Here is a 14,543-nt window from a genome sequence, read left to right as displayed (position 1 = left end):
TCACCTCTTTTGTCTATTGGCCTATTGATAAGTATATTATACATTAAAATATTTCAATCTCAAAAACTAGAAAATCAAGCTATCTAAGTCCTCTTTTATTATTTTGCTTCTTCCATTTTTAAGAGCACTAAGTGCAACGTGCTGCAGTATTCTAACCGCATCTTCACCGCTCTTTGCTATACTGGCAATTTCATCGCACACATCATCTTCTATATAGAATAAACCTTCATCAGCAGTTTTTTTAATTAACTCTTTCAACTCACTTTTATCTTGTTTTTTAAAAGATACAATATCACAGATGCTTAACATAGCTTCAGGTACCGCCTTAATATCAATTGCATTTACTGCTAAGCAAAAATCTGCTGGCAATCCTTCTATTAAAAAACGTTTTAAATATTCTGGAGTTCCCTCTGAAATACGTATTTTACCAGACTTTACCTTTTTTTCATTTATAACATCTATTAGTTTAAAAATGACATTCTTCTTTATATTTTCTATATTATTTATATAAAGTATTCCTTTATTTGCTCGTGTAACAAGACCAATTTTTAGCCTCTGTATTTTCATTGAAACACAATCAATTTCTTCTAAACGTCCAAACAGTGTAGTATATATTAAATCATCACTGTAGTCTTTCTCTGGATAATATTCTATAAATTCCCCACTTTTAAAAAAACTGCTGCCTTCATATTGCACTTTTTTAAAACATGCTCTTAAGATGTCTTTCTTCCAGGTTCCCTCAGGACCTAGCAATACAATGTTTTTCGGCCTATCCTTTCTTAAGTTATTTAATATTCTAAAGACAGCTTCACTTTGTCCTAAAATATCTTCTATTTTTCGTATACGACTTTTTTCTTTTAGAGGTTCTGCCAGATGCTCTTGAATAAGCCTTTGTTTTACTTTATACGGCATCATAATATTTTGTGTCATAAAAAACCTCCTTCTACATTGATATTATGTGATAGAAGGAGGTTTTTATATACTTACATAATTACAAGCTATGATACTGACTCAGACTTTTTAGCTCTTTTTTTAGTCTTTTGAGACTCAGAATAAACAATCGTAGGTGGTGCATTGTTTAAAACCGTATCTTCTGTTATTATGCACTTTTCTATGTTGTCACTTGAAGGAATCTCATACATGACATCTAGCATAAGCTCTTCAAGTATAGATCTCAAGCCTCTAGCACCCGTCTTCCTGTCAATAGCCTTTTGAGCAATTACACTTAAAGCTTTTTTATCAAATTCCAGCTTCACACCATCTAATTCAAATAATTTTTCATACTGCTTTGTAAGAGCATTCTTAGGCTCTGTCAGTATGCGTATCAGTGCATCTTTGTCCAGTGAGTCAAGTGTCACAACAATCGGAAGCCTTCCTATAAACTCTGGAATAAGACCAAATTTAAGCAAATCTTCAGGCATTATATTCTTCAGGATTTCGCCTATCTTCTTTTCCTGTTTACTTTGGACTTCTGAGCCAAATCCCAATGATTTCTTACCTATCCTAGACTCTATTATCTTTTCAATGCCGTCAAAGGCACCGCCTACAATGAAAAGTATATTTGTCGTGTCAATCTGTATAAATTCTTGATGAGGATGCTTCCGTCCTCCCTGTGGTGGAACATTTGCAACAGTTCCCTCCAAAATTTTCAGCAGTGCTTGCTGTACACCCTCACCAGAGACATCTCTCGTTATTGAAGGATTCTCTGATTTTCTAGCTATCTTATCTACCTCATCGATATAGACAATACCTCTTTCAGCTTTTTCTATATCGTAATCTGCTGCTTGTATAAGCTTAAGAAGAATATTCTCTACATCTTCACCGACGTATCCTGCCTCTGTAAGAGATGTCGCGTCTGCTATAGCAAATGGAACATTTAGCATCCTTGCAAGTGTCTGTGCAAGAAGCGTCTTACCAGAACCTGTAGGTCCTAACATGAGAATATTGCTTTTTTGTAGCTCAACATCATCAGATTTAACTCTGCTGTTTATCCTCTTATAATGGTTGTAAACAGCCACTGCTAAAGCTTTTTTCGCTTTATCTTGTCCTATTACGTATTGATCTAGAAATTCTTTTATCTCCTTTGGCTTCGGAAGTTCACCTATCTCTACATCGATGTTCTCTTCAAATTCTTCATCGATTATTTCCTGGCATAGCTCTATACACTCGTCACAGATATACACGCCGGGACCGGCAACTAATCTTTTTACCTGATCCTGTGACTTCCCGCAAAAAGAGCATTTTAATTGTTTTTGATTGTCATACTTAGCCATTTTTTCACCTCTTCCGGGGCCTATTTTCTTCTAACTAATATATCATCAATTAGCCCATAAGCTTTTGCTTCTTCTGGGTCCATGAAAAAGTCCCTTTCTGTATCTCTTTCTATTTTTTCTAGTGGTTGTCCAGTCCTCTCAGACAATATTTTATTTAATTTTTGCTTCATCTTTATAATTCTTTCAGCATGTATCTTTATGTCTGTTGCCTGACCTTGTGTTCCGCCCAGTGGCTGATGTATCATTATCTCACTGTTTGGAAGCGAAAATCTCTTGCCTTTTGCACCTGCAGCTAGCAAAAATGCACCTGCTGATGCAGCCATTCCAACACACATCGTGACAACATCAGGCTTTATATACTGCATCGTATCATATATTGCAAATGCAGATGTTATGGACCCACCTGGGCTATTTATATAAAGCCAAATATCCTTATCTGGATCTTCTCCTTCTAGGAATAAAAGCTGCGCAACAACGAGACTTGCAGAAACATCATTTATCTCTTCACCTAAGAATACAATTCTATCTTTCAAAAGTCTTGAAAATATGTCGTAAGAGCGCTCACCTCTATTTGTTTGCTCTACTACAATAGGTACTAGACTCATAATATCACTCCTCTTTATCTACTATTTTACTATTCTCAAATATAAAGTCAATCGTCTTAAAGTAGACTATATCATCCTTTATATTGTTTATCTGTGATTCATTCAACTCTTTCTTCAAATCTTCCACATTTACATTGTAATTTCTTGCCATTTCATTTAACCTATTTTCAACTTCTCCATCTGTAGCAGTTATATTCTCAACTTTGCCTATCTTATCTACAACAAGCTGTGTCTTTACCCTTAATGCAGCATCATCGTGCATTTCCTTTCTCAAGTCGTCTTTGCTTTTCCCTGTTATCTCAAGATATTTATCGAGGTTTAATCCTTGATATCTGAGATTGTAATCTAAATCCCTTAAAGAAATGTCTATCTGTCTATCTATCATGACTTCAGGTATTTCAACTTTTGCATTTTCGACAACTGCCTTTACTGCATTTTCTTTCATCTCTTCTTCTGCGCTTTTGTTGTACTGCTCTTTTAATTCCCTCTTTATGTCTTCTTTTAATTCATCTAATGTATCAAACTCGCTTACGTCTTTTGCAAAATCATCATTTAACTCCGGAAGCTCTTTGTACTTTATTGAAAGCAGCTTAACTTTAAATACTGCATCTTTTCCTTTTAATTCTTCAACTCTGTAATCTTCAGGGAACTTAACATTGACATCAAATTCATCGTTGATATTGTGGCCCACAATCTGCTCTTCAAAGCCAGGAATAAAAGTCTTAGAACCTAGCTCCAATGAGTAATTATCGCTTTTCCCACCTTCAAATGGTTTGCCATCGATAAACCCTTCAAAACTTATATCAACTATATCACCCATCTGTGCGGCTCTATCTTCTACAGGTACTACCCTGGCATTTCTTTGTCTCATCTGCTCTAATCTATTTTCAACATCCTCATCTTTTACATTATACTCTACTTTTTTAACTTCTATACCCTTGTATTGTCCAAGTTCTACATCTGGCATTACTGGCACAACTGCTTCAATTATTAAGTCTTTCCCTTTTCCAATTTGTAGAATATCTATGCTGGGGCTATCTATTGGCTCAATTTTCAACGAATCAATTGCCTCTTGATATGCATCAGGAAACAAATGTTCAATAGCATCTTCATATAATACACCTTCACCATAATATCTCTCTATAATAATCCTCGGAGCTCTTCCGCGTCTAAAACCTGGTACATTAAACCTACCCACATTTTTTTTGTAAGAAAAATTCAAACCTTCCTCAAATTTTTCCTTTGGAATATTTAATTCGATCGTTGCTACACTATTCTCTAGTTTTTTAAGATTACTGCTCATTAAGTAAATCCTCCTATCATATGTTTACGTTAATAACTTCTATTTATTATATCATAAAAATTATTTTAAGCAAATGTTCCTACTTTATTTTATCATTTTTTAACAAAAAGGAAACTGTTTTTATAGGATTTATTATAAAACTTTTATGAATTTTCAAAGTGTAATTCTTTTGTCATCAAATCGTGTCCTACTATAGTATTTTCAAACACGTCCTTCGCATATTTTATGTATTCAGCGGGATTTTTTAATGATGGACTAAAATGTGTCAACCAAAGCTCTTTCACATTTGCCTCTTTTGCAACAAAAGCTGTCTCTATAAACGTCGAATGGGATTTCTTTATGGCTTTTTCTATATCCAATGGATCTCCATACATTCCTTCGCCTACAAAAACATCGCTATCTTTCACTAGATCTATAAGACTCTCTGTAGGACGAGTATCCGTACAATAACTTACTTTTAAGCCTTTTCTGCTTTTACCTAATACCATGTCAGGCGTATAAATCACATTGCCGTCTTTAGTGATATTTTCTCCATGTTGAAGTATGTGCCAATACTCTACAGGAATATTGAGGGCTCTTGCCTTTTTTACATCAAATATCGGCAACCTCTTAACTTCAAAGCTATATGCAAAGCATAACACCGTATGATCTACTAGGATATTTTTTACTGTAATATCCCCTACGTTCATGCACTCCTCATCTTCTATTTCAATATATTCTACAGTGAATGGTATATCCCCAAACAAAACATTCAAAAGATTGCTTATAATGCTCATTCCTTTTGGTCCAATTAACTTAAGTTCTTTTTCCCTGTCTTGATTTATCATCTGATATATTATGCCAGGAAGCCCCATAATATGGTCTCCATGATAGTGTGTAAAAAATATTGCATCAATGTTTAAAAACCCCCATCCCAATTTTTGCAGTGGAACTTGAGTACCTTCACCGCAGTCTACCAGTACTGATATACCGCCATATCTCAAAATCAAAGAAGATAGATATCTTCCAGGTATAGGCATCATTCCACCTGTACCTAATAAGCACATATCAAACATTTAAATATCCTCCAATTGCTTAGGAAATTTTACTCGCTGTAAAGACTTCTTATGAGCTTTATCTCTTCTGCATATCCTTGAAGGTCATTGGGAGTTTCTAAGATGAAAGGAAGATGTTTTAATCTTGGATGGTTTACTACTCTGGCTATCGCATCTATTCCTATATATCCCTCACCAATTTTTTCATGTCTATCCTTATGACTTCCAAATGGATTTTTGCTGTCATTTAAATGCACAGCGTACAGCTTATCAAGTCCTATGATTCTATCAAATTCTTCTAATACGCCGTCTAAGTCATTTACAATATCATATCCAGCATCATATACATGGCACGTGTCAAAACACACCCCAATTTTTTCTTGTAGCTCTACCCTATCTAAAATCTGTTTTAATTCTTGAAATGTCTTTCCTATTTCTGTCCCCTTTCCTGCCATTGTCTCTAAAAGCACAATAGTAGACTGCTCCGGTTTTAATATTTCATTTAACATATTTGCCGTATACTCTATACCTGCATCAACGCCTTGCTTCACATGGCTTCCCGGGTGAAAGTCGTAATGATTATTAGGAAGGTACTCCAACCTCATCAAATCGTCTGCCATAACTTCTATGGCAAATTCCCTCGTCCTTTCATCAGGTGAACACGGATTTAAAGTGTACGGTGCATGTGCAACAACTTTTGAAAAATTATTTTTGTCCGCAATTTCTAAAAATGAATTACAGTCTTTTTCATCTATCTCTTTTGCCTTGCTTCCTCTTGGATTTCTCGTGAAAAACTGCAGCGTATTGGCATCAAGCTTTAAAGCTTCTTCTGCCATGGCTTTATAACCATTTGAAACTGATAAGTGACATCCTATATATAACATAAATTGTCCTCCTAAAAATCATTCATAAAATTGAAGCCTTTTCTTCATTATAATATATGACTGTAATTTCTCCAAACAAAAAGACTATCAAAAAGAGCTGCTTTCTTTGCTTTATTGTTTTAACGTGTCATTAAAGTTATAATAATATCGTAATCATATAATAGATTGAAGGGGGCAAATAAAATGGAAGAAGTTTTACAGTTTTTAAAAGATAATCCAACTTTCTATATTGCAACCGTTGATGGCGACACACCTAAGGTGCGCCCATTTGGCTTTGCAATGGAATATGATGGCAAGCTATGCTTCTGCACCAATAACCAAAAGGACGTCTACAAACAGTTAAAAGCAAACCCAAAATTCGAAATAAGTGTTGCATCGAAAACTGGCGAATGGCTACGTTTAAAAGGTAAAGCTGTATTCATAACAAGCCGTGAATCGAAAAAAGCAGCACTAGATACCATGCCATCCCTTAGAAATTTGTACAGCGAGGAGGACTCAATATTTGAAATCTTCTACGCAGACGAAGCAGAAGCAACATTTTATGGTATGAGTGGTCATGTGAAATCTGTAAAAATATAACTTCGTCTAAGTAAAAACCAGGGGCTATTGGCGTATTGCTTATTTCTACAATAAACCAATAAACCCTTATTTTTAAAATCTATATCTTAAAAAACTTTCTACAAAGTAATCAATGGCTTTTAATTTTCCTCTGATTTTTAACTTTATGCCAGTTCTTTTGCACAAATCATTTAGTAAATTTAATACATAATCATCTCTCACAATGATGGTATCAGGCTTGCCATAATTTAAAATATAGTCGATCGTCATACTGAATATAATTTCCATCTCGTCATCATCTGGGAATATAAAATCTTGATCTATTATAAGTCCTGATGGATTTTCTGCTAAAATACATAATCTCTCCATAACAGGAACATCATATTTTTTATCTCTTATAGCACCAGTCAAATAAGCTATATCGACTTCTATTTTACTTTTATTAGCTTCCTGCCGATTAATCCTTTCTATAAGCAATTCATCCTGTAAAACAAGCTGTGGATAGTCAGGCTCATGGCTTTAGCTCTTTTATTTTAAGAGCAATATCATATAATTCTTTCCATTCATCTAAAGTAGCTTCATTTCTTTTATAGCTCATGCTCCTTCATAATTTTATTTTTAATTAACTTCTATTTCGTACTTTTTAAGCAGCACTTTAGCTTTATTTATTCCTGCATCAGTAATAGCAACAGATTTTGATCTATGTCCACTACTAATTAAGTCATCATCAGCAAGCTCATCTAATATGCCAAAGTCATATCCTTTCCAGCTTCTTCGGTATTTCATATCTAATAATTCCTCTTCCCATGATGTTAAATACAGTAAAATCAACGTCAGCTCTTTTACTTTCTCACGTAAATCATTGTTCATAAAAGTAAGCATCTCCTTTTATTAATTTTCCGACTTTTTTAATTCCTTTTCTTTCTCAACCAACAATCCCTCATACACTTCAATTTTATAATTCAAGCGCTCTAAAGTTTCATTCATATCTTCTATTTTTTTTATTAAATGATTACGTTGTTCAATTAAGAGTTCTTTTCTAGCCTCAATAGTTTCGTCACCTTGTGCAACTAGCGCAACATATTCAATTAACACTTCAATCGAAAGACCTGCATTCCGCATACATTTGATAAATTCCACCCATTTACAGTCTTCTTCCGTATAATCCCTGTTTCCGCTTTTATTGCGGTTCACAGGAGGAATCAGTCCAATTCGTTCATAATAGCGAAGCGTATCTTGTGATATATCGTATTTTTCACTTACTTCTGCGATCGTCATAAGCTTTTACCTCCTAATAACCAATATTATATCATATTATAGTGTTTAAAGTTAGTATATAAAGACATAAAAATCTTTTATCTATTTCATATTTTCATTTGTCAATATATAAAAAAACAGGGTTATTCTTAATACCAACAAAGAATGGTGAATCACAGAAAAACCCTGCATACAAAAGTTTTTTTATAGCAATCTATCTATTTTTGAATAAAAACCAGTTGTTATCAAATAATAAAATCATCTTTTTATTTTATTTACAAACCAAGATCTTTTATCCATGAAGCAAGCTCTACTCTGGACGGCTTGCCATTTAAAATCCTACCTTCCTTAATTTTTGTATCTGGTGAAACACTGCCTTTAAGTTTTTCCACCGTTTTTCCAAAACCGCTTCCTCCAGAAGTGGCAAATAGTATGATGGTCTTTCCCGAAAAATCATAGCTTTCCAAAAAGGTATTGATAATGGTCGGAGCCACATACCACCATATGGGAAAACCCAAAAAAACAATGTCATACTCGCCCATGTTTGAAACCTTGCCCGAAATGGCAGGCCGTGAGGACGGGTCTTTCATTTCCATTGTACTCCGGCTTTTCTTATCCATCCAGTTAAGATCCGCGGCGGTATATGGCACCTCAGGCTTAATTTCATATAGATCAGCTCCAGCCACATCAGCAAGAATTTCTGCCACACTCTTTGTTGTACCAGTACAGGAAAAATAAGCTACCAAAGCTTTTTTATTCATTAGTTGTTTTCCTCCTATCTTGTTCTGTTTTTACAGGCACATCCTGAAAATTTTCTCTACATCTTTTGGTGTCAAATGCTTAAATCCTTGTAACACATCGCCTCTGCAGGCTTTTTCCGCCATTATTTTAAAGTTTGTATCATCAATGCCGATTTCTACAAAATTGTACATATTAATTTTCTCTTTTTAATTTTTTGAATAGATCAGCCAAAGGCCATTATCGTTTAGCCTTTTTGCTTCTTTTAAGTGAAAAGATTTTGCAAAAGTGGTTTTTGCTCCATATTTTCCTGTTTTGAAAAGCGGGATTGCATCTTCATTGCATTCGGCTGCTGGCACTACCACAAGACTGATTTCATCAATAAGTTCTTCCTGCAAAAATGACCCGTTGGCAATGCCACCGCCCTCCAGCAGCAGTGTTTGAATGCCGAATAGTTTTTAAAGCTTTTGGACGGCAAGGGGAAGGTTCAGCTCGGTTTTGCCGGCAAATTAGACACTTTCAAATGTTTTTGCAACATCTTTGAGCAAATCTGAAATAGGCAGATGCTGCGGACACTGTCTTTCGCATTGTCTGCATTTAATGCATTCAGAAGCCTTCCCGTAGGTTTTCGCATAATTGTTGTAATATACGCCTTGTATTGAAAAGGCTGTATTCATAGCTTGCTTTTCTGCATTATACAAAGCAAAATACTTTGGAATAGGAATATTCTTAGGGCATCCATCAACGCAATAAGCACAGGCAGTACATGGTATGGCAATGGAGTCATTGATTATATCAACAGCCTTTTTAACAATTCCAAATTCTTCTTCTGTCATAGGTCTAAAATCATACATATAGCTAATATTGTCAAGAAGCTGCTTTATATTGCTCATGCCACTCAGCACAACCATGATGCCGTCATGACTTGCAGCAAAGCGTATTGCCCAAGAAGCAACTGACATATTTGGAGCGTAATCTTTAAACAGCTTTTCAGCTTTTTCTGGTATATTCGCAAGTGTACCTCCTTTTACAGGTTCCATTACAATGATATCTTTATTATGTTTTCTTGCTACCTCATAACATTTTCGAGATTGGATGCTTTCGTTATCCCAATCCAAATAATTGATTTGAAGCTGTACCACATCAACCTCGGGATGTTCAGTTAATATTTTATCAAGCAAATCTGCATTGTCATGATAAGAAAAGCCTATTTTTCGGATTCTTCCTTCTTTTTTCTTATTTTGAATAAATTCAAAACTGTCAAGCTTCTGTGCTACCTCATAATGAGATACTCCAAGATTATGAAGCAGATAATAATCAAAATACTCAACGCCGCATTTTTCAAGCTGTTCATTAAAAATACGCTCCATATCTTGTTTTGTTTTTAGAAACATTGTCGGCATTTTTGTTGTCAAAGTAAAACTATCGCGAGAGTGCCTTTTTACAAGCGCCTCTCTGGCTGCTATTTCACTTTTGAAATTATGGTACATATATGCTGTATCAAAATAAGTAAATCCATTCTCAATAAAAGTATCCACCATATCTTTCATTTCTTCCATATTGATGCTTGACTGATCGTTATTGTCTAATAGTGGCAGACGCATCAATCCAAAGCCTAATTTTTTCATAATGTGTTATTCTCTCCTTTTTTAAAACTTCAAATATATTTTCAATTAAAGCGCACCAACTATTTTGTGGGGAACATACAGTTCCTCAAGGTAGGCAATGTCATCATCCGTAAGTTTTACATTGAGAGCCCCTACAGCGTCGTCTAAATACTTTGCCTTTGTTACACCGATAATTGGCGCTGTAACTCCCTTAGCAAAATGCCATGCAAGAGAAATCTGCGTCATTGTAACACCATACTTCTTGGCAATTTCATTTACGCGAAGTACTATTCCATAGTCTGTCTCTTGGGTACTATCGTACTTTGAAACTGCAATTTTATCTGTCTGGCTTCGTTTCGTATCTGCCTTCCATTCAAGACGTGAAAGCCTTCCAGCAGCAAGTGGACTGTATGGAGTAAGTGCAACATTTTGCTGTTTGCAAATCGGAATAAGTTCCCGCTCATCCTCACGGTAAAGCAGATTGTAGTGATTCTGCATTGAAACAAACTTTGTCCAACCGTTCTTCTCGGCAGCAAGCTGCATATTGTAAAACTGGTAGCCATACATTGCTGAAGCGCCAAGAGCTCTCACCTTTCCTGCCTTTACAAGACTGTCAAGTGCTTCCATCGTTTCCTCTATCGGTGTGTCATAATCGAATCGATGAATAATGTAAAGATCAACGTAATCTGTACCCAACCGTTTTAGTGAGCCATCGATCTCACGAAGTATCGCCTTTTTTGAAAGTTTGCCTTCGTTAAAATAAACCTTAGTAGCTATAACTACCTTATCACGAGCTATATTGTTCTTTATCGCACGGCCAAGATATTCTTCACTGGTACCGCCAGAATATACATTTGCAGTGTCAAAAAAATTTATGCCAAGATCAAGAGCATGTTTGATTATTGCTTCACTATCTTCAGCGTTTAGTGTCCATGCATGAAAATTACTTGACGTGTCACCAAAGCTCATGCAACCTACGCAAATACGAGAAACAAGAATATCAGAATTTCCTAGTTTTGAATATTCCATTTTACTTTTCCTCCTCAAAATTATTTATGAATTTTTGCAGCCATTTCTCAATCTGCTTACAACTCACCTCTTTAAATCAATACTTTAAGGATATAATTATGTATTAATATCATGATATGCCTTTGAGTTAACTCTAAGTCAAGAGATTTTCAACAAATATTCTTTGAGTTATCATAAAAAAATAATTTTTATGATATGTTATACACCTAGTTTTTTGCGCATGTCCCACACTCATTGTAGGAAACATATCCAATGAAATTTTGATCACATATACTGTACGATTGTAAAAATAAAATTGTTCGATTATTGTTGATAATTTTAATCTTATTTTTGTATAATAATATTAGGAAATTGAAATAATGAATTTTGTACAAGGAGGTATCACTATGCAAATAACAGCAACCGAATTTAAGAACAATATTGGAAAGTATCTCGCCCTTGCCTCCAAAGAGGACATATATATTACAAAAAACGGCAAAGCCATTGCCAAGCTTACAAACACAAAACAGGACAAAGTTGAAATGGCAAAATCCTTGTTTGGTATACTGCCTGCCGATGCTTCTTTGGAGCAGGCGAGAGAGGAGCGCTTGAGCCGTCATGAACGTATTAATTGATACCAACGTCATGCTGGACGCCATGCTTTCCCGCTCGCCTTTCGCTGAAGACGCGCAAAAATTGTTTATTATGGCCGCCGAGGAAAAAATCAACGTGCATATAACCGCAAGCTCCATTACGGATATCTATTACCTTCTACACAAATATCTGCACGACAAGAAGCGGTGCAAGCAGGAAATATATAAAATCATAAAAATCTTCAACATCCTTGACGTCACTGGCTCCGACTGCGAGAAGGCGCTTGAGCTGCCCATTGAAGATTATGAGGATGCCTTGCTTGCCGCATGCGCAAAGCGCAGGAAAATGGAATGCATCATTACCCGGAACATTAAGGACTTCGTCAACTCGCCAGTCAGAGCTGTATTACCCAGCGACTTTCTGAAAAGCATATAAGACTTCAGCCATCTAGCTTACCGGATGGCTTTTCATTCCCAACATTTAGGATCACAAACAACCATTCGTCGATTCCAATCATAGTCTGCATTTAATGCATTCAGAAACAAACACTTTATTTAAAAATTTCAAAGTAGTTTGTTATATTCTTCATCGGTAACCGGTTCACACCATTCAGTGTTTGCTCCTTCCGTCGGAACTGTTAATGACAGATGTGCAAACCCTTCATCCTTGACGGCGCCGTGCCAATGCTTAATCTCCGGTGGTATATATACTACATCGCCGCTTTTTAATAGTCGTGCATCTTTCCCAGCTTCTTGATATAAGCCATGCCCACCAACACAGATCAGTATCTGACCACAGCCATGATGTATATGCCAATTGTTTCTGCATCCAGGTTCGAACGTAACATTATGAATATTTACTTCTTTATCATTTAAGAGGCTTAAATAGCTCTTTCCAGTAAAATATTGTGCAAATGCTACATTTTCCTCACCTAATGGAAAATCAGATATCTTTTCTAATTCATTTCTATCCATAATAAAATTCACTCCATTCTCATTTTTTTGATTATTCAGCATATATCTCTTTTGCCAACGAAAATGCTGCCCATGCATTAGGCCATCCTACATAGAACGCTAGATGTGTGATTATTTCTGCCATTTCTTCAGCACTAAAATTCTAGACCAAACCTCTCCAAAAAGAATGTCATCGTTTAATTCAGCAAATTTTGGGGCAAATGATCCCAGGGCATCTCTGCCAGCCGTTTGTTTTTTCATCGTAAAACCTACCTCCTAAATACTTTATATTTTCTTAATTATTTTTGCAGGCACTCCGCCTAGAACAACATTTGAAGGCACATCCTTTGTCACAATCGCACCAGCAGCGATAACAGCACCATCACCAATGGTTACACCCTAAACGACTGTGACATTAGCGCCAATCCAAACATTTTTCCCAATAACAATGGGTGCAGGATGTATAGTGCTGCGCTTATCCGGATCAAGCTCATGATTAAGTGTAGCCAGCACCACATTGATTTCCATTGATATCCTCCTTATCGGTAAGACTTCCTAAGAACCTCAACGACATCTTCATGTGTCATTTCACAAGGATTTGCTGCAAAAAGACCACCCATGGTTTCACGGGCATTTGTAGCGATTTTATCAAATTCATCCGGTGTGATGCCATAGTCGCTCATTTTGAGATCTGCCACTCCACATGCCTTTTGCAAATCCACCAACGCGGTAATGAAATCCTCTGCCCTATTAGCATCTTTGATTCCCATTGCCTTTGCCATAGTAATAAATCTCTCGTCACAAGCATGCTTTTCAATAAAGAATTCATAGAATGCCTTTGAAATCATGATAAGCCCTGCACCATGAGGCAAATCCTGATGATATGCACTCATAGCATGCTCAATGGAATGCTCAGCAGTAGTAACGCTGACAGTCATAACTATACCAGAAATGGTATTGGCAAATGCCATGCGTTCTCTTGCTTCCATATCGCTGCCATCTTTTACCGCACGTGGAAGATATTTAGCTGTATTTTCAATTGCAGTCAGCGCATACATATCGCTCATAAAGCTTGCAAATTTGGAAATATAGCTTTCTGTAGCATGAAAAAGTGTGTCAAAACCTTGATAAGCAGTAAATTTAGGTGGAACTGTCTTCATTAATTCGGGATCAATAATAGAAATCACCGGGAACAAACGGTCATCACCGCCGAAACCGATTTTTTCATTGGTTTCGTCATTTGTGATGACACCCCATTGGTCCGCTTCTGAACCAGTTCCTGCGGTTGTTGTAATGCAAACTACAGGAAGCGGATCATTTGTCAGCGCTTTGCCTTTGCCAGTACCGCCGTTGATATAGTCCCAAATGTCGCCGTCGTTTGTTGCCATTGCCGCCATTGCTTTGGAAGCGTCCATTACGCTGTCGCCACCGAGTGCAACTATAAAGTCACATCCGTTATCCCTCGCTGTCTTAGCCCCCGCCATAACAGTTGACTTAAGCGGATTTGCCTGAACTTTATCAAACACAACACCTTCTATACCAGCTTTGGAAAGTTCATTTAATGTGCGATCAAGGGAACCATTTTCTCTAGAAGATTTTCCATTTGAGATTACTACCATTGCTTTTTTGCCGGGAAGTTTTTGCTCGTGCAGTTCGCTAAGTCTTCCGCAACCAAAAATAAATCTTGTCGGCACATACATATTAAAACTCATTTTCATTCCTCCAGTAT

At 36.2% G+C, this 14,543-nt stretch carries 22 protein-coding genes; 3 read left to right on the top strand and 19 right to left on the bottom strand.

Annotated elements, in window-relative coordinates; genetic code table 11:
- Nucleotides 1-66 precede the first annotated feature (66 nt).
- From TTHE_RS04400 to TTHE_RS04375, 6 genes are all read right to left on the bottom strand, one after another.
- Entirely contained in the window at nucleotides 67-930 is an 864-nt protein-coding gene (locus TTHE_RS04400; RefSeq protein ID WP_013297391.1) for a sigma 54-interacting transcriptional regulator, read from the bottom strand.
- Nucleotides 931-998: 68 nt separating this feature from the next.
- The gene (gene clpX, locus TTHE_RS04395; protein ID WP_013297390.1) at nucleotides 999-2,273 is read right to left on the bottom strand and encodes an ATP-dependent Clp protease ATP-binding subunit ClpX; all 1,275 of its coding nucleotides are present in this window, start codon (nucleotides 2,271-2,273) and stop codon (nucleotides 999-1,001) included.
- A 20-nt stretch (nucleotides 2,274-2,293) separates the two neighbouring features.
- On the bottom strand, nucleotides 2,294-2,878 hold the full coding sequence (clpP, locus tag TTHE_RS04390; RefSeq protein ID WP_013297389.1) for an ATP-dependent Clp endopeptidase proteolytic subunit ClpP: 585 nt from the start codon (nucleotides 2,876-2,878) through the stop codon (nucleotides 2,294-2,296).
- A gap of 4 nt (nucleotides 2,879-2,882) precedes the next feature.
- Nucleotides 2,883-4,181, bottom strand: coding sequence for a trigger factor (gene tig / locus TTHE_RS04385; RefSeq protein ID WP_013297388.1), 1,299 nt, complete (start codon nucleotides 4,179-4,181; stop codon nucleotides 2,883-2,885).
- Nucleotides 4,182-4,324: 143 nt separating this feature from the next.
- Nucleotides 4,325-5,236, bottom strand: a complete 912-nt coding sequence (locus tag TTHE_RS04380) for a ribonuclease Z (RefSeq protein ID WP_013297387.1) — start codon at nucleotides 5,234-5,236, stop codon at nucleotides 4,325-4,327.
- A 29-nt stretch (nucleotides 5,237-5,265) separates the two neighbouring features.
- On the bottom strand, nucleotides 5,266-6,099 hold the full coding sequence (locus tag TTHE_RS04375; RefSeq protein WP_013297386.1) for a deoxyribonuclease IV: 834 nt from the start codon (nucleotides 6,097-6,099) through the stop codon (nucleotides 5,266-5,268).
- 183 nt (nucleotides 6,100-6,282) lie between these two features.
- Between TTHE_RS04375 and TTHE_RS04370 the strand changes: the two genes are divergently transcribed.
- A complete protein-coding gene (locus TTHE_RS04370) occupies nucleotides 6,283-6,678 on the top strand; it encodes a pyridoxamine 5'-phosphate oxidase family protein (protein WP_013297385.1) in 396 nt (131 codons plus the stop codon).
- Between the two features lie 72 nt (nucleotides 6,679-6,750).
- Here the strand turns inward: TTHE_RS04370 and TTHE_RS04365 are convergent, their stop codons facing one another.
- The 8 genes from TTHE_RS04365 to TTHE_RS04335 form a co-directional block, all read right to left on the bottom strand.
- Nucleotides 6,751-7,134, bottom strand: a complete 384-nt coding sequence (locus TTHE_RS04365; protein WP_196793661.1) for a DUF6930 domain-containing protein — start codon at nucleotides 7,132-7,134, stop codon at nucleotides 6,751-6,753.
- A gap of 141 nt (nucleotides 7,135-7,275) precedes the next feature.
- Nucleotides 7,276-7,527 carry a DUF6429 family protein gene (locus TTHE_RS04360; RefSeq protein ID WP_013297384.1) on the bottom strand — a complete coding sequence of 84 codons (252 nt, stop codon included), beginning with the start codon at nucleotides 7,525-7,527 and terminating at the stop codon, nucleotides 7,276-7,278.
- Nucleotides 7,528-7,548: 21 nt separating this feature from the next.
- On the bottom strand, nucleotides 7,549-7,935 hold the full coding sequence (locus tag TTHE_RS04355; protein ID WP_013297383.1) for a MerR family transcriptional regulator: 387 nt from the start codon (nucleotides 7,933-7,935) through the stop codon (nucleotides 7,549-7,551).
- Nucleotides 7,936-8,189: 254 nt separating this feature from the next.
- The gene (locus TTHE_RS04350; RefSeq protein ID WP_013297382.1) at nucleotides 8,190-8,675 is read right to left on the bottom strand and encodes a flavodoxin; all 486 of its coding nucleotides are present in this window, start codon (nucleotides 8,673-8,675) and stop codon (nucleotides 8,190-8,192) included.
- Between the two features lie 30 nt (nucleotides 8,676-8,705).
- Nucleotides 8,706-8,846 (bottom strand): hypothetical protein, encoded by a 141-nt coding sequence (locus TTHE_RS14150; protein ID WP_196793660.1) that lies wholly within the window; start codon nucleotides 8,844-8,846, stop codon nucleotides 8,706-8,708.
- 15 nt (nucleotides 8,847-8,861) lie between these two features.
- Nucleotides 8,862-9,089, bottom strand: a complete 228-nt coding sequence (locus TTHE_RS14145; RefSeq protein WP_225624276.1) for a dihydrofolate reductase family protein — start codon at nucleotides 9,087-9,089, stop codon at nucleotides 8,862-8,864.
- Between the two features lie 72 nt (nucleotides 9,090-9,161).
- Complete coding sequence (locus TTHE_RS04340; protein ID WP_013297381.1) at nucleotides 9,162-10,280, bottom strand: aldo/keto reductase; 1,119 nt, start codon at nucleotides 10,278-10,280, stop codon at nucleotides 9,162-9,164.
- Between the two features lie 45 nt (nucleotides 10,281-10,325).
- The gene (locus TTHE_RS04335; RefSeq protein WP_013297380.1) at nucleotides 10,326-11,288 is read right to left on the bottom strand and encodes an aldo/keto reductase; all 963 of its coding nucleotides are present in this window, start codon (nucleotides 11,286-11,288) and stop codon (nucleotides 10,326-10,328) included.
- A 386-nt stretch (nucleotides 11,289-11,674) separates the two neighbouring features.
- Here TTHE_RS04335 and TTHE_RS04330 point away from each other — a divergent pair, with 386 nt between their 5' ends.
- Together TTHE_RS04330 and TTHE_RS04325 are read left to right on the top strand one after the other, a co-directional pair.
- A complete protein-coding gene (locus tag TTHE_RS04330) occupies nucleotides 11,675-11,902 on the top strand; it encodes a type II toxin-antitoxin system Phd/YefM family antitoxin (protein ID WP_013297379.1) in 228 nt (75 codons plus the stop codon).
- On the top strand, nucleotides 11,886-12,296 hold the full coding sequence (locus TTHE_RS04325) for a PIN domain-containing protein (protein ID WP_013297378.1): 411 nt from the start codon (nucleotides 11,886-11,888) through the stop codon (nucleotides 12,294-12,296). Before TTHE_RS04330 ends, TTHE_RS04325 begins: the two co-directional genes overlap by 17 nt.
- Before the next feature lie 128 nt (nucleotides 12,297-12,424).
- On the opposite strand, the gene TTHE_RS04320 is transcribed toward TTHE_RS04325, so the two are convergent.
- The 5 genes from TTHE_RS04320 to TTHE_RS04305 form a co-directional block, all read right to left on the bottom strand.
- Nucleotides 12,425-12,835, bottom strand: a complete 411-nt coding sequence (locus TTHE_RS04320; protein ID WP_041587539.1) for a cupin domain-containing protein — start codon at nucleotides 12,833-12,835, stop codon at nucleotides 12,425-12,427.
- 31 nt (nucleotides 12,836-12,866) lie between these two features.
- Complete coding sequence (locus TTHE_RS15110) at nucleotides 12,867-12,959, bottom strand: carboxymuconolactone decarboxylase family protein (protein ID WP_223814498.1); 93 nt, start codon at nucleotides 12,957-12,959, stop codon at nucleotides 12,867-12,869.
- Nucleotides 12,947-13,075 (bottom strand): hypothetical protein, encoded by a 129-nt coding sequence (locus TTHE_RS15105; protein ID WP_013297376.1) that lies wholly within the window; start codon nucleotides 13,073-13,075, stop codon nucleotides 12,947-12,949. The genes TTHE_RS15110 and TTHE_RS15105 overlap by 13 nt, the downstream gene beginning before the upstream one ends.
- Before the next feature lie 138 nt (nucleotides 13,076-13,213).
- Nucleotides 13,214-13,342, bottom strand: coding sequence for an LbetaH domain-containing protein (locus tag TTHE_RS15100; protein ID WP_257789818.1), 129 nt, complete (start codon nucleotides 13,340-13,342; stop codon nucleotides 13,214-13,216).
- A gap of 11 nt (nucleotides 13,343-13,353) precedes the next feature.
- Nucleotides 13,354-14,526 (bottom strand): iron-containing alcohol dehydrogenase, encoded by a 1,173-nt coding sequence (locus TTHE_RS04305; RefSeq protein ID WP_013297375.1) that lies wholly within the window; start codon nucleotides 14,524-14,526, stop codon nucleotides 13,354-13,356.
- Nucleotides 14,527-14,543 lie beyond the last annotated feature (17 nt).

The sequence above is a fragment of the Thermoanaerobacterium thermosaccharolyticum DSM 571 genome (assembly GCF_000145615.1).
GTDB classification, from domain to species: Bacteria; Bacillota; Thermoanaerobacteria; order Thermoanaerobacterales; family Thermoanaerobacteraceae; genus Thermoanaerobacterium; species Thermoanaerobacterium thermosaccharolyticum.
The sequence above is the reverse complement of the archived record's forward strand: the minus strand, read 5'-3'. Positions and strand labels throughout refer to the sequence as shown.